The organism is Aquisalinus luteolus, from assembly GCF_009712425.2.
Lineage (GTDB): Bacteria > Pseudomonadota > Alphaproteobacteria > Caulobacterales > Parvularculaceae > Aquisalinus > Aquisalinus luteolus.
This window is the reverse complement of sequence record NZ_VCJR02000001.1, coordinates 1,788,207-1,809,694: the sequence shown is the minus strand read 5'-3', so window position 1 is coordinate 1,809,694 and position 21,488 is coordinate 1,788,207. Positions and strand designations below refer to the sequence as shown.

At 59.4% G+C, this 21,488-nt stretch carries 14 protein-coding genes and 1 pseudogene; 6 read left to right on the top strand and 9 right to left on the bottom strand.

Annotated features, from left to right (window positions below):
- Together FF098_RS08410 and galK are read left to right on the top strand one after the other, a co-directional pair.
- Positions 1-228, top strand: a pseudogene (locus tag FF098_RS08410) (hypothetical protein); the annotation flags it as partial.
- Between the two features lie 81 nt (positions 229-309).
- Positions 310-1,539, top strand: a complete 1,230-nt coding sequence (galK, locus tag FF098_RS08405; protein WP_155139259.1) for a galactokinase — start codon at positions 310-312, stop codon at positions 1,537-1,539.
- A gap of 77 nt (positions 1,540-1,616) precedes the next feature.
- On the opposite strand, the gene FF098_RS08400 is transcribed toward galK, so the two are convergent.
- The 7 genes from FF098_RS08400 to FF098_RS08370 form a co-directional block, all read right to left on the bottom strand.
- A complete protein-coding gene (locus tag FF098_RS08400) occupies positions 1,617-2,609 on the bottom strand; it encodes a glycoside hydrolase family 43 protein (RefSeq protein ID WP_155139257.1) in 993 nt (330 codons plus the stop codon).
- A 216-nt stretch (positions 2,610-2,825) separates the two neighbouring features.
- A complete protein-coding gene (locus FF098_RS08395; protein ID WP_166426402.1) occupies positions 2,826-3,863 on the bottom strand; it encodes a LacI family DNA-binding transcriptional regulator in 1,038 nt (345 codons plus the stop codon).
- Between the two features lie 213 nt (positions 3,864-4,076).
- Positions 4,077-5,588: an arabinosylfuranosidase ArfA gene (gene arfA, locus FF098_RS08390; protein ID WP_155139253.1), complete on the bottom strand. Its 1,512-nt coding sequence runs from the start codon at positions 5,586-5,588 to the stop codon at positions 4,077-4,079.
- Between the two features lie 15 nt (positions 5,589-5,603).
- Positions 5,604-6,905, bottom strand: coding sequence for an extracellular solute-binding protein (locus FF098_RS08385; RefSeq protein ID WP_155139251.1), 1,302 nt, complete (start codon positions 6,903-6,905; stop codon positions 5,604-5,606).
- Entirely contained in the window at positions 6,902-7,717 is an 816-nt protein-coding gene (locus FF098_RS08380; RefSeq protein ID WP_373291485.1) for a carbohydrate ABC transporter permease, read from the bottom strand. The genes FF098_RS08385 and FF098_RS08380 overlap by 4 nt, the downstream gene beginning before the upstream one ends.
- Positions 7,718-7,725: 8 nt before the next feature.
- Entirely contained in the window at positions 7,726-8,640 is a 915-nt protein-coding gene (locus FF098_RS08375) for a carbohydrate ABC transporter permease (protein WP_155139247.1), read from the bottom strand.
- A complete protein-coding gene (locus FF098_RS08370) occupies positions 8,637-9,731 on the bottom strand; it encodes an ABC transporter ATP-binding protein (RefSeq protein WP_155139245.1) in 1,095 nt (364 codons plus the stop codon). The genes FF098_RS08375 and FF098_RS08370 overlap by 4 nt, the downstream gene beginning before the upstream one ends.
- A 258-nt stretch (positions 9,732-9,989) precedes the next feature.
- On the opposite strand from FF098_RS08370, the gene FF098_RS08365 reads away from it, so the two are divergent.
- On the top strand, positions 9,990-11,129 hold the full coding sequence (locus tag FF098_RS08365; protein WP_205967424.1) for an aldose epimerase family protein: 1,140 nt from the start codon (positions 9,990-9,992) through the stop codon (positions 11,127-11,129).
- A gap of 70 nt (positions 11,130-11,199) precedes the next feature.
- Here FF098_RS08365 and FF098_RS08360 read toward each other — a convergent pair whose 3' ends face one another.
- Together FF098_RS08360 and FF098_RS08355 are read right to left on the bottom strand one after the other, a co-directional pair.
- Entirely contained in the window at positions 11,200-13,536 is a 2,337-nt protein-coding gene (locus tag FF098_RS08360) for a glycoside hydrolase family 127 protein (RefSeq protein WP_155139243.1), read from the bottom strand.
- 3 nt (positions 13,537-13,539) lie between these two features.
- Positions 13,540-15,084, bottom strand: a complete 1,545-nt coding sequence (locus tag FF098_RS08355; RefSeq protein ID WP_155139241.1) for an alpha-N-arabinofuranosidase — start codon at positions 15,082-15,084, stop codon at positions 13,540-13,542.
- 467 nt (positions 15,085-15,551) lie between these two features.
- On the opposite strand from FF098_RS08355, the gene FF098_RS08350 reads away from it, so the two are divergent.
- From FF098_RS08350 to FF098_RS08340, 3 genes are all read left to right on the top strand, one after another.
- Positions 15,552-18,371: a TonB-dependent receptor gene (locus FF098_RS08350; protein WP_155139239.1), complete on the top strand. Its 2,820-nt coding sequence runs from the start codon at positions 15,552-15,554 to the stop codon at positions 18,369-18,371.
- A 214-nt stretch (positions 18,372-18,585) separates the two neighbouring features.
- On the top strand, positions 18,586-19,620 hold the full coding sequence (locus FF098_RS08345; RefSeq protein WP_205967423.1) for an arabinan endo-1,5-alpha-L-arabinosidase: 1,035 nt from the start codon (positions 18,586-18,588) through the stop codon (positions 19,618-19,620).
- A 172-nt stretch (positions 19,621-19,792) separates the two neighbouring features.
- Positions 19,793-21,451 (top strand): sodium:solute symporter, encoded by a 1,659-nt coding sequence (locus FF098_RS08340; RefSeq protein ID WP_155139237.1) that lies wholly within the window; start codon positions 19,793-19,795, stop codon positions 21,449-21,451.
- Positions 21,452-21,488: the final 37 nt, after the last annotated feature.

Below are 21,488 nucleotides of genomic sequence, written 5' to 3'. Positions count from 1 at the left end.
CGCCATGACCGGATCATGGACTGGGAAGACGGGATCGATGTCATCGACCTGTCGACGCAGGGCCTGCGAACAGGCGTCGAGACCGCAGCCGATGCCTTCGCCAAGCTGAGTGTCGTGCAGGACGGGGCCGACACAGTCGTGTCCATCACCGGCGATACCTACAACTCGATCAGGCTGGTCGACGTCGATACATCGGACATCGATGTGAGCGATTTTAACTTCGGATAGGGGAATCGACTTGCCGGCGCTATGACGAACTTTTCGGTCGGCCGACGCCATGCATGCTGAGCCTTCACGCCGCGCCGCAGCGTGAGGAGGGGTACTTTAATTTCACCGCGCAGGTCTATCCTGCTCCTGCGCTCGACCGACAAGACCAAGTATCTTGCCTCCGTCGAGCAGTCGACGGGCATGTTTACCGTCGACAACATGCCGGAACAGGCGGCGGCATCCCTCAAGGATATCCAGGGAAAGATTTGTAGGCAGATGAGTATATTCGAAGAAACATTCGGCTATGCGCCGAAGACGGTGCAGACCGTGCCGGGCCGCGTAAATATCATCGGTGAGCATACCGATTACAATGGCGGGGCCGTGCTGCCGGCGCTGGTCGACCGGTCGATGACCGTGTCGCTTGCGCCGACCGATGGTGATACGCTGCGTATCTATTCTCCGGGTTTCGACGAGATGAAGGAGCGCCCCGTGGTGTTCGCCCGCGATGGCCACTGGTCGGATTATGCCGCGGCCGCCTTTGCCTTTCTGAGTGACAAGAGCCTGTTCAGGGGCGGTGCAGACATCACGCTGGAAAGCGATATTCCGGCAGGCACGGGCCTTTCCTCCTCCGCTGCCCTGCTGGTTGCCTGCCTGAAGGCCGCCCGCGCCATCGGCGTCTTTGACGAGGACGACAAGACCATTGCCCTGTGGGCCCAGAAGATCGAGAACGACTACCTCGGTGTGCCGTGCGGTATCATGGACCAGATGGCAGTGGCGCTGGCCGAGCCCGGCACGGCCCTGTTCCTCAATACTCTGACGCTGGAGACGGAAAAGGTAACGCTGCCCGAGGGCCATGTCATGGCGGTCGCCCATTCCGGTGTCCAGCGCCGCCTCGACGAAGGGCGCTATGCCGTGCGCCGTGCAGAGTGCGAGGAAGGCAAGAATCTCCTCGATGAGCCGAACCCCTGCCTGATGGATGATGCAACATTCGAGCGCGCCCTGAAACTGGATGAGCCGATCAACCGGCGCATGCGCCATCAGTGCACGGAGCACAAACGTGTCCTTGCTGCTGTCGATGCTATCCTCAAGGGTGATGTTGGAGAGCTTGGCCGGTTGATGGATGAGAGCCATATCTCCATGCGCGATGATTTCGAGATTACCCATCCGGTGCTCGACGAGATGGTCATCCGCGCCCGTCATCACGGGGCGCTGGGCTCACGCATGACCGGTGGTGGATTTGGCGGCTGCTTCGTCTCCCTCCTGCCGGAAGACAAGCTCGCCAGCTGGCAGGAAGCGATGAAAGACGAGTTTCCTCAGATTACCATGATCTGACCGGCGAGGTTCCTGCTCAAGTTAAAAGCCCCGCTTTTGGCAGGGCTTTCTTTGCACTCTTGAAAAGCCGGGGACTGCTATTCGCCGGGCTTGCCGAAATCGGGGAAACCATCTTCCGTCCACGTGAACGGATGCAGGAAGGTGTGCCTGTCCGGATTGTCGAGCGGGTTGCCCTCGATCTCCTTGTAAGTGCGCGCGTGATAGACGAGCACGTCCTGTCCATCCGCCGTCTTGGTGAAGGAGTTGTGGCCCGGGCCGAAGCGGCTGACATCCGGGTTGGAGGCAAAGACCGGTTCCTGCGATTTGTTCCACGAGGCCGGATCCATCAGGTCGGCATCTTCATCCGCCCACAGAAGACCTACGGCATAATTGTGATCGGTGGCGCTCGCGGAATAGGTAATGAAGATGCGGCCGCCATGCTTGATGACGGCAGCGCCCTCATTGACGTAATGGCCCTGGATTTCCCAGTCGAGTGTCGGCTCGGTCAGGATGATCTCGGGGCCAGTCAGCTCCGTCGCGCTTGCCATTTCCGACATAACCAGGCCGGTATTGTGATGCTCGCGCGGCAGGCGTTGGGCCCAGATATAATAGCGCTTGCCGCGATGCTCGAAAGTGGTAGCGTCGAGGGAGAAATCATCCATGTCACTCAGCACACGACCGTTTTCAGTCCATTCGCCCTCCAGCGGATTGGCAGAGGGATTGGAAAGCGCATACATGCGGATGTTCCAGATGTTCTCCGCCTCGCCGGCAGCGAAATAGATGCGCCAGGCACCGTCAACCCAGTGCAGCTCCGGCGCCCAGATATGATGGCCCATCGGGCCGGTCTCTTTCTTCTCCCAGATAACCTTAGGCTCGGCATCCTTCAGCCCGGCAAGTGTGTCCGAGGCACGGATTTCCAGCTGGTCATAGTCGGGTACTGTCGCGATGAAGTAATAGCGGCCATCTTCGCCTTGGGTGATCCACGGGTCTGCACGTTGTTCGATAAAAGGCTGGCTATCATTGATTGCACTGGCTGCCATTGTTTCCTCCGCAGTCTGTTCAATATCGGTGTCGCCGGCTTGCTGGCTCATTTCCTCAGTCTCCGCTGTGGAAGAGGCGACTTCCTGCGAGGAATCTTGATTGCTGCAGGCCGCCGCTAAAGCCAGGGGCAGCACAGACAGAAGCAGGTATTTTTTCATTGTGGTGTTCCCTGTCGCTATGCGGATAAAAATATTCTCTCCACCAGCCCGGGCAAGGGCTGTAGCCGATGAAAACCGTTGCAGAAACAGGAAATCAGGGTGAGGCGATTACTGTGCGCCGCAACTCTCGCGCACGATCAGCTCGACCGGCAGGAGTGTCGTATCAACACTCTTTCCTTCGATCCGCTGTAGCAGGAGATCGACCATGGTCTTGCCGCCATCCTGAATTCTCTGGCTGACGGTCGTCAGCGACGGGCCGAAGGAGGAAGCAATCAGGATGTCGTCATAACCGACGATGGACACATCCCGTGGTACTTCCAGTCCGGCATTGCGCAGGGTGGTGATCGCGCTCATGGCGATGACGTCGCTGGCACAGAATATCGCGTCGAACTTCACACCGGACTGCAGCATTTTTTCTGCCGAAGCACGCGCTTCGCGCGCGTCAAATGGCGCTGAGAAGATGAGAGACTCATCAACTGCTATCCCGTTATCGGAGAACGCCTTGCGATAACCTTCCTGGCGCAGGGCGATTTCCGGTTCAGCCGGGTCGCCAAGGAAAGCGATCCGCTTACGACCGATTTTCATCAGGTGTTCGGTGGCAAGCTTGCCGCCGGCGACGTTGTCCGTGCCGACGACGATGTAATCGTCTTCGCGCAGGTGACCGCCCCAGACGACGACCTGAGGGTAGAGATCGGTGAAGCTGCGCAGCGCTTCAAGGTCCTGTCCCTGGCTCATGATGATGATGCCATCGGCCCGGCCGCACTGGATCGAATTCGTCTCCACGCCCTTTGCCCACGGTGCGCGCTTGGTCAGCAGCATGTCGTAATGGCGTTCACTCAAAGCATCGGCGAGTACGCCGAGCATGTCGAGATAGAACGGATCCGACATGTGCTGGCGGCCATATTCGGCTAGCGGGATCAGCACCTCGATCGTCCGTGTGCGCTTCTGGCGCAGATTGCGAGCGTTGATGTTGACCGTATAATTCGCGCTGCGGGCAATCTTGAGGATGCGGTTGCGCGTGTTCTCGTTGACGAGTGGCGAGCCGGACAGGGCACGAGAGACGGTCGATTCCGAGACCCCAGCCAGCTGGGCAATCTCGAACATGGTCGTTTCGGCCGTAACGGGTCTGGGCAATGTTTTTGACATGGAAAGCATATCACGCCGCATTGCAAGAAATTGCAAGGTCATTGCATGATCTTGCAATCCATTTCATTTGCCAAAATCCATACTTTTGATGGTGGATTTTCAGTTTGCAGAAATCGGCCATAATCCTTCGCGCTGCAACATTTCGGCGGGCGTATTCGATACGGTGCAGCGCGCTGGAATATGCCTCCCTGAGTTGTTGCCAGGTGAAGCTGATCAGGCAGTCCTGGTGACGAACACGTTCCACGACAGCGGCTTCAGGGTCGCTTTGAGGGCCTCGCCATCGACGCTGACGTGAGAGTGGGCAGCAGGCTGTACCCGATCCGGCGTGTCCTTGTCGTTGATCGCTTCCATGTCCGCGTGATGCAGCTCATGGGCCTCGATGATTTCGCGGTTGCCCAGCCCCTTCAGCACAGCCTCGAATTCCATCTCTTCCGTCTCGTGACGGTTCAGGGCGAAGATCGCTGACTGGCCGGTCTCGGCATCGTAGATGACGCAGGCGACGAGATAGGGCGCTGTCTCGCCGCAGGCTTCGAACGTGCCGGTCTCGACCTGCGTGCGCAGCACGGTGCCGTGGCCGAAGCGTGAGGACAGGGCGAAAGGGTGGAAGATGGTCTGGCGCCACGCCGGGCCGCCGGTCTCGGTCATGATCGGGCCGATCACGTTGACGAGCTGTGCGAGGCAGCCGGCCTTCAGCCGGTCGGCATGGTTCATCATTGTGATGAGCGCACCGCCGACGATCAGCGCATCCTCGAAATTATAGACTTCCTCGATCAGCTTTGGCGCAGTCGGCCAGCCGGGGCGGCGCAGATGCTCGCCGTGATGGGTCTTGTACCAGACGTTCCATTCGTCAAGCGACAGCATGATGCGCTTCTTTGAGCGGCGCTTGGCAGCAACGGCATCGGCGATGGAAGTTACCTCAGTGATGAAATTGTCGAGCTTGTCGATGGTCGTGGAGAAGGACAGCCAGTCATCGCCCGTGTCTTCCTTGCGGAAATACTGGTGCAGGGAGATGTAGTCGACTTGATCGAAGGTCAGGTCGAGCACCTCGTACTCCCACGCGCCATAGGTCGGCATGTCGCGGAAGGAGGAGCCACAGGCCGCAAGCTCCAGCCCATCACAATCCCAGCGCATGACCTTGGCCGTTTCCTTGGCGGCGCGGCCATATTCATAGGCCGTCTTCTGGCAGATCTGCCACGGGCCATCCATCTCGTTGCCGAGGCACCAGAACTTGATGTCATGCGGCTCCTCATAGCCATGCTCGCGGCGCAGGTCCGACCAGTAGGTGCCACCCGGATGATTGCAATATTCCAGCAGATTGCGAGCCTCGTCCGGCCCGCGCGTGCCGAGATTGACGGCGAACATTGGCTCGACATCGGCGATCTTGCACCAGTTCATGAACTCGTTCGTGCCGAACTGGTTGGTCTCTATCTCACCCCAGGCAAGGTCTTTCTTGACCGGGCGCTTGTCCTTCGGTCCGACGCCGTCTTCCCAGTTATAGCCGGACAGGAAATTGCCGCCCGGATAGCGCACGATGGTGGGCCCCAGCTCCTTGGTCAGCTCCATGACGTCGCCGCGGAAGCCGTTTTCATCCGCCGTCGGATGGCCCGGCTCGTAAATGCCGCCATAGACGCTGCGGCCCATATGCTCAACGAAGGTGCCGAAGACTCGCCGATCCAGCGGGGCGACGGGAAAATCGCGGTCGGCGACGAGGCGGGATTTCAGCATGGGGTCAGTCTCCGTTTACAGATTGTCGAGGATCGTGTTGATGCGCCGTTCCATGTCGGCAAGGGTCTGGTCGACCGGTTTGGCGCCGGTGACGGCGGCAGCGGATTCCTGCCCGACGATGGTCTCGATCGGGAATTGCCGGCGGATCGATTTCGGCAGCGGCTGCGCATTGGCGGCAAGCGGCGCGAGGTTTTCGCGATGGGGCAGGGCGAGCCAGTCGGCGCTGTCGATCGTTTCCTGAAAGACCGGCAGGTGCCCGGTGCGCGACCAGTGGACGTTCTGCTCGGCGAAGAACTCAAGGAAGCGCAGGGCCGCCTCGCGCTCTTCCGGCGTGCGCGACGGATCGGCCGGCATCACCCAGTTATGGCCATCGGCATAGGTCACGTTGCGGCCATAGAGCTGCGGATAGGGATAGACGGTATAGCCACTTTCCAGCGCGTGGCCTGTTTCCTTCGAGGCCTGCTCGAACGTGCCGACCATCCAGGTGCCGACGAGATAGACGCCGCCCTGACCGTTGAGGAAGCCGGAGACAGATGCGCTGTAGTCCTGGTTCTTGGTGGTCATGTCGCGTTCATAGATTTCGCGGAACAGGGAGAGGGCTTCGGCGGCTTCCGGCGTCGTAAAGTTCGCCCGGCCATCTTCCGTATAGGGAGAGCTGCCCTGCTGGTAGATGAAGGTGTAGAAATTGCGCGTGAAGGAGGCGTATTCATTCGCTGTCGCCTGCACGAAATAGGGCTTGCCCGTGCGCTGGCGGAACTGCTCTGCCTGCGCGAACAGCTCTTCCTTGTTGGTCGGCAGGATCGGTTCGCCTTCCTCGACCAAGCCCGCCTCGCGGAACAGGTTCATGTTGATATGCCAAAGCGGCGCCCATGTATCGATGGGCAGGCCCCAGAGCTGGCCATCGATCTCCACGGCGCGGCGGGCGGCATCGGTGAAATCCGCCGTATTGATACCCTGTTCGGCCATTGCATCGCCCAGTGGCAGTAGCAGGTCGCGGGCCTGATAATCGGAGATGACGGAGCCATGCATGGTCACGAGGTCCGGTGCGTCATTGGCGGCGAGCTGCGCCGTCAGCTGGTCATAGCCGGGCCAGAACACGACATTGCGGTTCACGCGAATGTCGGGGTTCTCTGCCTCGAACGCGTTGATGATAGAGGTCATGATCCCGCATTCACCCTCGGCGGCGGCGATGTCGGTCCTGCCGCCATAGTCGGCATCGCAGGCGCCGAAGAAGCGCTGGATGCGCAGCTCGGTGCGCTCGTCAGAAGGCGTGCAGGCAGCGATGACCAGAAGGAGGAAGAGGAATGCGCGTCTCATCGGCCGGCGGCCCCCGCAACGGCCTGGATGATGTATTTCTGGAAGATCAGATAGACGATCAGGATCGGCAGGGCGGCAAAGACGGCCTGAGACATCAGGAAGCCGAGCCCCTCTGTCTGGGCGAAATTCTGCTGGGTCGAGGCGATGCCGACCGTAAGCGTGAACATCTCCTTGTTCGTGCCGGAGATGAGCGGCCACCAGTAATCGTTCCACGCGGTCAGGAAGACGAAGATGCCGAGCGTCGCCTGCGCCGGGATTGTCAGCGGCAGGAGGACTTTCCAGAATACGGTAAAGCGCGAGGCACCGTCGAGCAGGGCGGCCTCGTCGATGTCTTTCGGGATCGCCTTGAAATATTGCGTCATCAGGAACACGCCGAAGGGCGTCGCCATGCCCGGGATGATCAGAGCGAAATAGGTGTTGTGCATTTCGACAGCGGAGAACATCTGGTGGCGGGCGATGATGACCGCCTGTTCCGGCACGGCGAGACCGAGCAGGACGATGATGAAGATCAGGTTGCGGAACGGGAAATCGAGCCGGGCGAAGGCGTAGCCCGCCAGCGAGGAGATAACGAGCACGCCCGTGGTCATGCCCAGCGACACGATCAGGCTGTTGATAATCCAGCGGAACACCTCGCCATTGCCGAAGATGTTGAGATAGTTCTCCAGCGTATAGGGCGGGCTGAACACGCGGCTTGTGTCGGCCAGCAGCTCGGCGTTCGATTTGAACGACAGGCCGAGCACCCACAGGAGCGGGATCATCATGATCACCGCGCCGATGATGACAAGGGTGAGGGCCGCCGGGTGCAATCTCATCGCGCGCATTACGCTTCCTCCTTCCGTGAGGAGACGAAATACTGCGCCATGGCCGCGACCATGATCATCGCGAACAGCACCTGCGCGGCGGCGGCGGCATAGCCGAGCTCCCATTGGCGCCAGCCGGTCTCGTAGATGAAGAGGACGATGGGCCGCGTCGCGTTATTGGGTCCGCCGAGGGTCATCAGCTGCGGCTGGCCGAACAGCTGGAACTGCAGGATGATCTCGATGACGATGACGATCATGGTCGTGCGACGCACGGCGGGCAGGGTGATGCTCCAAAGGGTGCGCCAGCGCCCTGCGCCGTCGAGGGCGGCGGCCTCATAAAGCTCGCGCGGCACCTGTTGCAGGGCGGCGAGATAGAGCACCATGGGCAGGCCGAGGCACCACCAGATCGTGGTGATGGCGATGGCAGGCATGGCAAGCTGTGGATCGTTCAGCCACGCGACAGGTGTCTGGCCCAGTGCTTCGCTGATCTCCCCCAAAAGGCCGCCATCAGGCAGGAAGACCAGCCGCCAGACGAGCGTCACAACGGTGACGGACAGGACGGTCGAGGAGAAGAATATCGTGCGCAGCACCGCCGCCCAGCGCGTCTGGAAGTTCAGGGCGAGGGCGAGGGCGAGGCCCAGTATCGTCAGGGTTGGGACGGTCAGGACAACGAAATAGAGCGTGTTCCACACGACCTCGCGAAAAATCGGATCACCGGCGAGGCGGGCGAAATTCTCGAACCCGACGAAACGCTCCACGCCGAACAGGTCGCCCTTGGTGAAGGAGAGCCAGACGCCAATCAAAAGTGGCGTGACGATCATCAACAGGAACAGGGCGAGATAGGGCGCGATGAATAGATAGCCGTCCCAGTCGACCGCCTTGCGGCGTTTGACCTTGGGTATGCTGGCCGTCTCGACGGAGAGCGTATCGGTCATTCGCCCTCCGCGTGCCAGCCCTTGCCGGTGGAATCGAACAGGTGGGCGCGGCTGGATTTGACTTTCACGGTGCAGGTATCGCCCGCCTTGACGGTGGAGCCGCCACGGTCTTCCGCCGTCAGCTTGTGGCCATTGCCAAGGTCGAGATAGATCAGGCAGCGTTCGCCGAGGCGTTCGACTACCTCCGCCGTGCCAGTCACCTCGCCGACGCCATCTTCGGCGATGCGGGCATGTTCCGGGCGGATGCCGACGGTGAAGCTCTCACCCTCGGGCAGCTTGGCCATGGGTATGGCTGTTAGAAGTTGCTCGCCATTGGGGAGGGCGATGGCGGCCTTGTCGTCCGTGCCCGCATTAACAGTTACGGGCAGCAGGTTGATGCGCGGCGAGCCGACGAAGGTCGCGACGAATTGCGTCGCCGGCCGGCGATAGATCTCCATCGGCGAGCCGATCTGCTCGATCTTGCACTCATTGAGCACGACGATGCGGTCGGCAAGGGTCATCGCCTCGACCTGGTCGTGGGTCACGAAGACCATGGTCGCGCCGAGCCGCTGGTGCAGTTGCGCCAGTTCCAGCCGCGTGCGGCCGCGCAGGGCTGCGTCGAGGTTCGAGAGGGGCTCGTCGAACAGGAAGAGCGCAGGTTCTTTCACGATGGCGCGGGCGATGGCGACACGCTGGCGCTGGCCGCCGGAAAGCTGGCCCGGGCGCCGGTCGAGCAGGGCGGTGATCTCGAGGCTCTGTGCCGCCTCATCGATCCGCTTGCTGATGACCTGCTTGTCGGTACCGACATTCTTCAACCCGAAGGCAAGGTTGTCGCGCACGGTCATGTGCGGGTAGAGGGCGTAATTCTGGAACACCATGGCGACGCCGCGCTCGCCCGGTTTGAGATGATCGACCCGGCGCTCACCGATATGGATCTCGCCATCGTCGACAGTCTCAAGACCCGCGATCATGCGCAGGATAGTCGACTTGCCGCAGCCGGACGGCCCGAGAAACACGACGAATTCGCCCGCCTCGATATCGAGCGAGACCTGGTCGATGACAGTCACATCGCCGAAGCGTTTGCTGATGCGCGAAAGCCGTACCCCTGACAAGCGCACCTCCCTTTAAGTGCTGGCCTTTATATTCTGCCCGGATTGCGGGCTGGCGTTATTGGCCTGTTATTATTGAGTATTTCGTGATGCCGCAGGGTAGTGGCGGTCATATTCTTGTCAATAAATCAGACCATGCAAGTCCAATGAGATCGTTTGCGTAACCCCATCCTTGCCCAGATGCGCATTCCAACCGATTGCGTAATCGGCTAGGCTGGTTTCCGGACCAAGACAGATGACAAGAACAATCGGGAGGTAACAGTGTCCACTATTCGTACAATCGCGCTGACCAGCGCAGCCGCCATCATGACTGTATCAGGCGCCATGGCCGCAGATGCCGAGCGTGAAGTATTCGGGACGCTGGAAGACGGCACCGAAATCGAGGCCGTTGTCCTCAGCACCGAAGACGGCATCACCGCCCGCATCATCACGCTGGGTGCGACGCTGCAATCACTCCAGACACCGGACAAGGACGGCACGCTTGACGATATCGTGCTCGGCCACGACACCCCGGCGGAATATCTGGCGACGCCGCAATATCTGGGCGCCACTATCGGCCGGTTTGCCAACCGCATCGGCAATGCGACCTTCACCCTCGACGGCACGGAGTATACGCTGGAAGCCAATGACGGGGACAACCACCTGCATGGCGGCGTCACCGGCTTCGACAAGCTGGTCTGGACGATCAGCGATATCAGCGAGGACGAGAATGGCGCCAGCGTGACCCTGAGCCTGACGAGCCCTGACGGGGCCGGCGGCTATCCCGGCACTGTCGAGGCAAGCGTGACCTACATGCTTGACGATGACGGTACGCTGACGATCGATCACCGCGCGACAACGGACAAGACGACCATCATCAACATGACCAATCACAGCTATTTCAACCTGTCCGGCCATGCCGACATGCGCCCGATCCTGGGACATGACCTGATGATCCCGGCGAGTGCCTACACGCCGGTCGATTCAGGGCTGATCCCGACTGGCGAGCTGCGCAGCGTGGCTGAGACGCCGTTCGACTTCCGCGAGCCGATGCGCATTGGCGCACGGGTGCGCAACAGCACGGACGAACAGATCATGCTCGGCCTAGGCTATGACCACAATTTCGTGCTCGATACCGCCGATGATGACATGGCGCTGGCAGCAAAACTCAGTGACCCCGTCAGCGGCCGGATGATCAAGATCTATACCGACAAGCCGGCGGTGCAGTTCTATTCCGGCAACTTCCTCGACGGCACGACGCCGGGCAAGGGCGGCACGCTCTATCGCCAGGGCGACGGGCTGTGCCTTGAGCCGCAGGTCTATCCCGACGCGCCGAACAAGCCAGACTTCCCGTCCGCGCGGCTGGAGCCGGGCGAGGAATATGTACACGTGATGAAGATCAAGACCGGCGTTGCCAAATAAGGGAACGCCCTGATGGAATCGAAAAGGCCGCCCGGTTGGGCGGCCTTTTTGTTTGAGTGCGGTGCGGTTACTACGCTTCGGCCCTGAGAATACGGACCTCATAGACAGGCGCGTCGCTGCCGCGGGTCTCGAACCGTACGGCGATCTTGTCCTTGCCGGCGGTCAGCTCAGGGGGCAGCACGTAATCGACGGCAACGAATTCCGGCTTGCCCGGTCCTTCGCGGCGTTCATTTGCGATCAGTTCACCCTCGACGATGACATCGAAGTTCTTGTTGGTCTCCTCGCCCCAGTAAAGGACCTGCAGGATCGCCGGGCCATCGGGCACGGCCATGTCGAACTCGATGTAGTTGCCGACACCCCACCAGGCTGTGCGACCGTTCTTGCCACCGAAGGCGATGACGTCCGACTGGTTCGTGCGGAAATCATGGTCGCGCTCCGGCTGCATCTCGCCGAGATAGATGACATCGGCGGTACGCGCTTCCAGCGCTGCCTTGGCAGCCTGTTCGGCGCGGAACTCTTCGCTCTTCGTTGCCCATTCATCTTCGGAGAATGTCGGGAAATAGACCGCCGTACGGTTCTCGTACTGATCGAAGAAAGGCGTCAGGGTCACCGCGGACGGCTTGGCATTGGCCATGCGATAGGTGCCGAAGGCGCCTGCGACCGGTGTGATTGACGCGCTGACATCATTGCCGACGAGGGCAGGCGGCAGCGCCGTCATTTCTTCCGTGCCCGGCCCCACATTGGCGGCTAGCACCATCGGGCCGTGACGGAAGGTGACCGTGTTCGGCTCGTCCGGGGATGGCTCTACGGCGAGCGACATAGGCAGGGTGAGGGCGATCTTGTCGCCTGCCTGCCAACGCCGCGTGACCTTGGCATGGCCGCTACCCGCACTGACCTCGATCGCCTCTCCGTTCACGGCGAGGGATGGAGCATCGCACCAGCCGGGCAGGCGGAAGGCGAGGGTGCGTTCTTCGGACGGTGCCGCATTGACCGTAAACGCAATGTCCTCTGACATCGGATAGTCGGTGCGCACGGACAGGCTCATGCCGCCCATCTTCCAATCGACATCGGATGGCATGTAGAGGTTGGTGTACAGCGTATCGCCGGACTGCCAATAGGCCGAATCACCATGTTTGGCATGGCTTTCCATGCCCGACCCGACACAGCACCAGAAACTTTCCGTCGGTTCGGAATAGGTCCGGCGCGAGCCGCTGCGCATCGGCATGAAATAGACGAACATGCCGGTTTCGGGATGCTGGTGCGACATGATGTGGTTGAGATACATGTTCTCGTAATCGTCGAATAGCGCCGGGTCCATCGACCAGCTGTAGAGATGCCGGCCGAGCTTCATCATGTTGTAGGTGTTACACGCCTCACAGGTTCGGTCCGTCAGCGCACCAGCGATGACATCGGGTGGCGGGAAATGCTCGCGCTCGGAGTTACCGCCAATGGCATAGGTATGGTGGTCGAGCACGGTGCGATAGAAGAAGCGCGACGTGTCCGCCTTCTGCGTCTCGCCAGTCAGTTCATAGATGCGGGCAAGGCCGATCAGTTTCGGGATCTGCGTATTGGCATGCAGTCCAGGCAAATTATTTTCGCCTTCAGCCAGCGGATTGAGCACCGATTTGTGGCGGATCTTTTCCGCCACGGCGAGCCAGCGCTCGTCGCCTGTCAGCGCATAGGTGTTGGCGTAGCTCTCGTTCAGGCCGCCATGTTCTGCGGCGAGAAGGCGCTGCATCTGTTCGTCATCGAGGCCTTCGAGAATGGTTGCGAGATAGTCTGCAAGACCGAGCATGACCGGTGCAGCCTGTTCGTTTTCGGCCAGCTGCCATGCATCGATGAGCCCGGCGTGAATCTTGTGCCAGGTATAGAGCGGCACCCAGCCGCCATTGATATCGAAGCCGCCGGTGCGGATATCGCCATTACGGATTTCCTCGAAGACGATCTTGCCATCGACGACCTCGCCATCGCGCTCCACCGTCGTGCCGCCGACATAGCCGTCGCCATGGGCCGACTGGCATCGGGCAAGTTCGGCCACGGTATAGTCGATGGCCTCCTTGACGCGGGCATCACCCGTCTGTGCCCAGAGCATCGACAGACCTGACAGGTAATGGCCGAGAGAGTGGCCGGCAATGCCGCGTTTCTCCCAACCGCCATAGACAGGCGCCTTCGGTTCCAGGCCGGCACTCCAGTGGAAATTATGCAGCAGGCGGTCGGGCTCGAGCGAGAGCAGGTAGTCCCGGTTTCGCTCGATCGAGTTGAGATAAATCGAGGGTGTCAGCTTCACATCCCGCAGCGGCAGGGGAGAGGCCTTGATTCGTGTATCCGTGGAGGCGAAAGCCCCAAAAGACCCCGCCAGCGCAATGGCGCTGGTCGAGGCCAGAATAAAGCTGCGTCTTGATAGCACTGATTACTCCTCAATGATGACGACAGCAACAGAGCGCGGCGGCAGGTCGAACGTCAAACGCCCGCGCGAATTGCTGCTTGAAAAGTCTGCCGGCACGACATTGTCCGGATTGTCGAACGTATTGTGACTGTCCATCGCCGGGGCGGTCAAGATGCTGCCGGATGCGGTGCCATTGATACCCGTGCGTACCGTGACTGCACCCTCCGGTGACAGGTTGACGAGGGCCATGACAAGCTTGCCATCTTCGCCACGGGCAACGGAAACGTCGACATAGGGCAGAGTGAATTCACCGATGGTGAAGTCATCGCCATCGACCGTTGCGGGCAATGGTGTCGCGTTGCGGAATGGTTTGTACATGTTCAGCAGGTGATAGGTCGGCGTGCGCAGCATACGCTCGCCATCGGTCAGGATGGAGGCCTGCAGCACGTTCACCATCTGGGCGATGTTGGCCATCTTCACCCGGTCTGTATTGCGGTGGAAGATGTTCAGTGTCAGCCCCCCGACCAGCGCGTCGCGGATCGAGTTCTGCTGTTCCAGGAAGCCCGCAGGGGAGCCTTCAGTGGAATTGTACCATGTGCCCCATTCATCAACATAAAGATCGACACGGTTGTCAGGATCGTATTCATCCATAATGTCGGTATGCTTGTCGATCAGCTCGCTCATGCGCAGGGAGTTTTTCAGAACCGATGCCCAGTCCTCATCCGAGAAGCCGATGGCATCGCCCTTGTCCTCCCAAGCGGTGGTGAAGGTGTAATAATGCAAGCTGATGGCATCCATCAGATTATATCGACCCAGCTCCATCAGGGCTTCGGTGAAGGCATAGTCATCGATATTGGCGCCGGTGGCGACGCGCTTGACTTCCTGTCCCTTGGTCCAGTCAGTGTCGATGAAGGTGGCGTAGCGATTATGCTCCTGTGCGGAGTATTCGGGCAGCATGTTGCCGCCACAGCCCCAGCTTTCATTGCCGACACCGAAATAGGGTACGTCCCATGGCTCTTCGCGGCCATTCTCGGCGCGCAGGAGGCCCATGGTCGAATCCATGTCGGTTGTCATATATTCGAACCAGCGGCTCATCTCGCGCGGCGAGCCGGAGCCCATGTTCCCGGCGACGTACGGGTCGGCCCCGATCATTTCCGAGAAATTCAGGAATTCATGGGTGCCGAAGGCGTTATCCTCGATGACCCAGCCCCAATGGGTGTTGATGCGGCGCGGACGATCCTCGCGCGGGCCGATGCCGTCGCGCCAGTCATATTCGTCGGCAAAACAGCCGCCCGGCCATCGGATAACCGGTACTTCCAGTTCTTGCAGCGCGGATAAAACATCATTGCGGAAACCATCCGTGTTCGGGATATCGGAATCCTCACCGACCCAGATACCTTCATAGATACTCCGGCCAAGATGCTCGGCGAAATGGCCATAGATTTCCGGTTCGATGGTGTCTCCCGGGTTATCCGCATCGATTGAGACAGTTGCTGTCTGTGCAAAGGCGCTGCCAAGCGCTGTAGATGCAAGCAGCATCCCTGTGGCCAGTCCGCTAAGGATTTTCATGTCAAACCTCCCTGTAGAAATTGAAGTAGATATTGAAGCGATGTCAGCCAGCTATGTGGCTGATGGAATGGTGATTCCGAGCCGGTGGATTTATAGATAAAAGCAGAGAGACTGAGCGTGCTTTCCCTCAGCACACAGCCTCTTGCACTGCCAGCATGGGCAGGGCACTTACCTTCCTCCCTGGGATGCCGCGGTGCAGCATCTTTGTTCTTGTACACATCGGATGTGTGTTTCGTATCTGAAAATATACAGCAATGAAGCTGGATTTCCATTTCTGCTACGGCTGATTTCCATTGAAACCGATTGCAAGATATATGGGCGCTTTGTGACTGATTTGCCTCACTTTTCCGACGTCATGCAATTACAAACGGTTGCATGTTTCAGGTGCTTGATCAGCGTTCTGACTAGATATACCGTCCGGTAAAAATACTACAAATCAAACCGTATTTTCCTAGGGAGGGATAATCATGATCAGGAAATTCGTATTGGCTTCTGCTTCTGTAATGGCGCTGGGGGCTTATGCTGTCAGTGCTTCTGCGCAGGATGAGGAAGTCGAGGAAACCGAAGACGTAATCGTCATTCAGGGCATCAAGCAGGCAATCCAGGAAGCAATCGCCATCAAGCGCGAGAGTGTGCAGATCGTCGATTCGGTTGTTGCCGAAGACATCGGCAAGCTGCCGGACAATAACGTTATCGAGGCGCTGCAGCGTATCTCCGGTATCCAGATCACCAACCGTGGCAGCGGCGAATCATCGGCGCTGTTCATTCGTGGCCTGCCGGACGTGACGACCACCTGGAATGGCCGCAACGTCTTTACCGCCTCGGGCCGTTCTTTGGCCTTGCAGGATATTCCATCCAACCTCGTCAGCCGGATTGATGTTTACAAGACCCGTGCTGCGGAACAGATCGAAACCGGTATTGCCGGCCAGATCGACGTGATGTCGCGTCGCCCGCTCGATCTGGATGGCTTTGAGCTTTCTCTTTCCGCCCGTGGTATCTATCAGGAACAGTCCGAAGAGTTCGATCCGAACGTGAGTGCCCTGATCAGTAACAAGTGGGATACTGACATGGGTGAGTTCGGTGCACTGCTGAACCTCAGCTATTCCGAGACCAATTTCCGCACACAAAGCATTACGGCGGGCGCCCTTATCCCGTTCGTGTCAGCTGAAAACCCGCCTCCGGGTTTTGTGCCGCTTGAGCGTATTTTCAACACGGACGGCCGTGTTGCCGAAAACCCGATCTGGCAGGCTGGTCTCGATCGCGGCCTTCCAACGGCTGCAGGGTCGACGCTGTCCTTCAATGGCGTTGACTATCCTTACGTCCTCGCCCGCGACGCGCTGTTCCAGGCCGATGGCCTTGGTGAGCGGGAGCGTCCTGCTGTCGTTGCTGCGGCACAGTGGTCGCCGAATGAAAATGCGGTCTACACTGCGGAGTTCTTCTATCAGGGCTATCGCGAGAACTTCTTCAACAATCTGCACTTCACCTTCGCAGACTGGTGGGGGTCTCTTGGTGCCGACCCGGCATCGACCGTGACCTATTATCCGGGAACGAACCTGATCAAGACACGGACGGTCGGGGCGCCATTCGGCTTCAACAGTGGCGACATTACCGAATCCCAGACGGACAGCTTTGTCTACGCGCTGAATGGTCAGTGGAATATTGGCGATCGTTTCGATCTTGAGGCTGATGTTTCCTTCCAGGAAAGCGAGTTCGAAACCCAGTTCCTCGCCGTACGTACCGAGCGGGTTCCTGCTTCGCTGACCCTCGACTTCAATGAAGACGATGGCCTGCCGGCATGGGAGTTCAATGACAACTCCGAACTGAATGATCCGTCCTCATGGACTGTTGCCCAGTTCTATGAAAACGCCGGTCGTGCCGAAGGTGATGCGGTTACCGTATCTGCCGATGGCACATACGATCTCGACGGCTGGAACGGCCAGACTTTCTTCCAGGAGCTGAAGTTCGGTTTCCGCTATGACGATCGCGGCGCAACCGAATTCGCACCGCCTCCTGGACCGACACCATTCCTTGGCGTCAACATGGACACGCTGCCGGAGGACTTCCAGTGGTATAATGAAGGCTTCTTCGATGGCCGTGCCAACACGCCGGAATCGTGGGTCGTGGCCAATGGTTACTACCTGCAGAACAATACGGACGAGGTGCGCGGCTGGTATGGCGTCAATCCTCTCAGCCTGGAGCAAAGCTTCGACATCCAGGAACTGACCCAGGCTGCGTACATCCAGCTGGATGCAGAATCGATGATGTTCGGTCGTCCGCTGCAAACCCAGTTCGGCCTGCGTTACGTCAAGGTCGAGACCGATATGGAGTTTACCGATCTTGCCAATGGCACACCCTACACTCGGTCTACGGACAGTGCGGAGGTGGACGACCTGTTGCCATCCTTCACTGCTCTCTACGATGTTCGCGACGACTTGCGCCTGCGTTTCAACTATGGCCAGACCCTGCGCCGTCCGAACTTCGTTGACCTGAACCCGAACTTCGGCCTGACTACCGACCTGACGGGCGTTGGCTATGGTAGCGGCAGTGGCGGTAACCCGGATCTGGAGCCTGTACAGGCGACAAACTACGATTTCGGTGTCGAATGGTACTTTGCCCCGGACAGCCTGTTCTACACGACCTTCTTCCGTCGTGAGATCGAGGGCCTGGTCGTGCCGCTGACGCGCCAGATCACCCTGCCGAATACGGGCCTCGAAGATTCAAATGGCGATCCTGTCACGAGCTTCGTTGTTACCCAGCCGGTCAACGCTTCCGACGGCGTCCTGGAGGGTTTCGAGATCGGCCTGACCTACTTCCCGGACTTCCTGCCGGAGGCTCTCGACGGGCTCGGTGTTCTGGGCAGTATCACGAACCTCGACTCGCGCCAGAATATTCCGCAGACCAACTCGGTTGGCGAAATCATCGGGCAGGAAGAAACCGCCTTCTTCGGTGTTTCCGACTGGTCCTACAACGTGACGCTGGCTTACGAGAACGGTCCGATCGGTGGTCGCCTGTCCTATGTCTGGCGGGAGAACTTCCTCAACAACAACGAGGCACGCATTTTCGCCAACCCGATCGGCATCTGGCGTCGCCCGGAATCGAGCCTCGACCTGCAGCTGAACTACGACATCAGCGATCGGGCCAGCATCTCCTTCGATGCGGTCAACCTGACCGACGAACTGGAGCAGTCTTATTACGACTATAACGGTGCCGGCGGGCCGGAGACGATGAACTTCGGCAACGTACTGATCGGCCGGAGCTTCGCTGTCGGGCTTCGCTTCAACTACTAGAGGCGCAAAAAAGTTTCCGAGTGCCTACCATTCCCGGGCACTCGGAAGTGTGTGAGGTGAGACGTTTTCCTCCTCCATCCCGGCCCTCCAGCCGGACAACCTTACAGGCCGGGGGCACGACCCTCCTTGAACGGGAGGCGATGTTCCCGGCCTTTTTTGTCTCCATTGCCGGGCGAGTGGGTTCTGCTGCAAACAAGGCGAAGGGAAACATGCCATGAAATTCCGCACCAAAATGAACAGCACACTGACAGCCCTGCTTGTCCTTGCCTCCGTATTCTTGCTTGTGCCATCTGCAGCGACAGAGGAGGGGGCGGCGCAAAGTTCAGGCCTGCCGGTTTCCGGAAATGTCGTGCCCGTCCACGATCCGGCCATCATCCTGGATGAGCGCGGTGCGCATCTTTTCTCGACCAGCCAGGTCGGGGAGGAACCTGGCCTGATCCACTGGCGCACTTCCACAGACCTGACGGACTGGTCGTTGCGCGGCGCGGTATTCAAGGAGATGCCGGCCTGGGCGCTGGAGTTCAATCCGGACACACGTGGCATCTGGGCGCCGGATATCATCAAGGCAAGCGATGAGTACCGGCTGTATTATTCTATCTCATCCTTTGGCAAGAACACATCCGCCATCGGCCTGGCGACGGCAACGACACTCGATCCGGAGGCGGAGAATGTCTGGCAGGATCAGGGAATGGTCTTCTCGTCGAAGTTTTCCGATGACTACAACGCGATCGATCCGAACATCGTGATCGATGACGAGGGCCGCCACTGGATGTCCTTCGGCAGTTTCTGGTCCGGTATCAAGATGGTCGAACTCGATGCGAAGACAGGCAAACCGTTGGCAAGCAGGCCTAAGGTGTACGACATTGCCAGCCGCGGGGCACCGCCCAATGCCATCGAGGCGCCGTTCATCGTGAAGCGTGGTGCGTATTATTACATGTTCGTCTCCAAGGATTTTTGCTGCCGCCGCGCAGACAGCACCTACTTCACCGTGGTTGGCCGCTCGGAGAACCCGACCGGCCCCTATGAAGGGCCTGAGCGGAGCCTGATGCGTGACGGCGGCCTGCCGGTGCTGCACGCCGATCTTGATCCTTCAGGGCGCTTCGTCGGCCCGGGGCATCCGGCAATCCTGCAAGTCGAGGACACCTATTTGATCGTTTATCATGCCTATGACACGGAAAACGGCGGGGCGCCGACCCTGCGCATCCAGCTTCTGGAGTGGACGGAAAGCGGGTGGCCGGTAGCCCAGTAGGACGCGTAATAATCATACAATTCGCAAACGATTTCATATTTTTGATCGCAGACCATGTTAGCGCTTTCGGTTAGAAAGGAAATCAAGCGAAAGAGCTGAAAAAACTAAGAAAATTCGGGAAACAAATCCTGCGCCTGAGGGCGGGGTACATTCAGGTTGAAGGGATGGGACAATGAGTTTCGGGATGCTGGACTGGGCCGTACTGGGCCTTTTCATGATGGCCTTGCTGGGCATCGTGGTTTGGGTTGCGATGCAGAAGGAAGAGGATACGGAAGACTACTTCCTCGCCGGGCGTAACGCGACATGGCTTGCCATCGGTGCATCGATCTTCGCCTCCAACATTGGCTCCGAGCACCTCGTCGGCCTTGCATCCGCCGGTGCGCAGACGGGCATGGCGCAGGCCCACTGGGAGTTCCATTCCTGGATCATCATCATCCTCGCCTGGGTCTTCGTGCCGTTTTACTGGCGTACACAGATTTTCACGACGCCCGAGTTCCTCGAGAAACGCTACTCCTCCGAGACGCGGACATTCTTCTCGTTCATCTCCCTCGTTGCCTATGTCATCACCAAGGTGTCGGTGACGGTCTATGCCGGTGGTCTCGCCATCCAGGAGATCTTCGGCATCGACACGCTGTTCGGGGTCGACTTCTTCTGGATTGCCGCAATCTCGCTGATCGTGATTACCGGTGCCTATACGGTGATCGGTGGCATGAAGGCGGTGCTGTGGACCTCCGTGCTGCAGACGCCGGTTCTGTTGCTGGGCTCGATCATCATCCTGTTCGCTGGCCTGACACAGCTTGGTGGCGGTGCCGGCCTGTTTGAGGGCTTTGCCGAGATGAAGCGCCTGAACGGCGAGAACATGCACCTGTTCCGGCCGATCGACGATCCGGACTTCCCGTGGCCGGCTGTCGTTGGCGGGTCGGTGATCATCGGTCTGTGGTACTGGTGTACGGACCAGTATATCGTCCAGCGCGTCCTGTCCGCGCGTGACATGAAGCAGGCCCGCCAGGGCGCCATCTTCGGCGGTTACCTGAAACTGTTCCCGGTCTTCATCTTCCTCGTGCCGGGCATGATCGCCTATGCACTGGCCCAGAAGGGCATGCTCGACCTGTCCGGCGGTCCGGACACGGCGTTCCCGGTCATGGTGCGGGAGATGCTGCCGGCCGGTATCAAGGGCGTCGTCCTCGGTGGTGCCATCGCCGCGCTGATGAGCTCGCTCGCCTCGCTGTTCAACTCCTCGGCGACGCTGTTCACGGTCGATTTCTACCAGCGCATGGTCAAGGACAAGTCGAAAAAGCATTACCTGACAGTCGGCCGCTGGGCGACCATCGTCGTTACCGTGCTCGGCGTTCTCTGGGTACCGGTGCTGCGCTCGGGTCTCCTCGGCGACAACCTCTATGAGGCCCTGCAACGGGTGCAGTCGCTGATCGCCCCGGCCATCGTTGCCGTGTTCTTCCTCGGCATTTTCACCAACCGCATCACGCCGGCCGCCGGCTTCTGGGGACTGGTCGCGGGTTTTGCCGCCGGCATGCTTGGCCTGTTCCTGCAATTCGTGCCCTCGGTCGCTGAGTCAAACGCGCTGTTCTCGTGGGTCGCCAACATGAACTGGCTCTACTATTGCTGCGTCTTGCTGGCATTCACCGTGACCGTCATGGTGCTGATCAGTCTCGTGACGAAAGCGCGCAGTGATGCGGAGCTGGATGGACTGACCTACAAGTCGATCACACCTGAGCAAAAGGCCGAAGTGAAAGCATCGGTCAGCAAGTGGGATTATATCAATTCCGCGATCATCCTCGGCATCATCGCCGTAGTCTACATCACCTTCTGGTAGGGGAGGGTAAGTGAAATCACTTGCCTGTCCCTGCCTT

What these genes read in the sequence shown, in the direction of transcription:
- FF098_RS08345 (WP_205967423.1), top strand. Translation starts at nt 18,586, where the DNA reads ATGAAATTCCGCACCAAAATGAACAGCACACTGACAGCCCTGCTTGTC.
- FF098_RS08375 (WP_155139247.1), bottom strand. Translation starts at nt 8,640, where the DNA reads ATGACCGATACGCTCTCCGTCGAGACGGCCAGCATACCCAAGGTCAAA.
- FF098_RS08355 (WP_155139241.1), bottom strand. Translation starts at nt 15,084, where the DNA reads ATGAAAATCCTTAGCGGACTGGCCACAGGGATGCTGCTTGCATCTACA.
- FF098_RS08400 (WP_155139257.1), bottom strand. Translation starts at nt 2,609, where the DNA reads ATGAGCCAGCAAGCCGGCGACACCGATATTGAACAGACTGCGGAGGAA.
- arfA (WP_155139253.1), bottom strand. Translation starts at nt 5,588, where the DNA reads ATGCTGAAATCCCGCCTCGTCGCCGACCGCGATTTTCCCGTCGCCCCG.
- FF098_RS08380 (WP_373291485.1), bottom strand. Translation starts at nt 7,717, where the DNA reads ATGAGATTGCACCCGGCGGCCCTCACCCTTGTCATCATCGGCGCGGTG.
- FF098_RS08395 (WP_166426402.1), bottom strand. Translation starts at nt 3,863, where the DNA reads ATGTCAAAAACATTGCCCAGACCCGTTACGGCCGAAACGACCATGTTC.
- FF098_RS08385 (WP_155139251.1), bottom strand. Translation starts at nt 6,905, where the DNA reads ATGAGACGCGCATTCCTCTTCCTCCTTCTGGTCATCGCTGCCTGCACG.
- FF098_RS08340 (WP_155139237.1), top strand. Translation starts at nt 19,793, where the DNA reads ATGAGTTTCGGGATGCTGGACTGGGCCGTACTGGGCCTTTTCATGATG.
- FF098_RS08350 (WP_155139239.1), top strand. Translation starts at nt 15,552, where the DNA reads ATGATCAGGAAATTCGTATTGGCTTCTGCTTCTGTAATGGCGCTGGGG.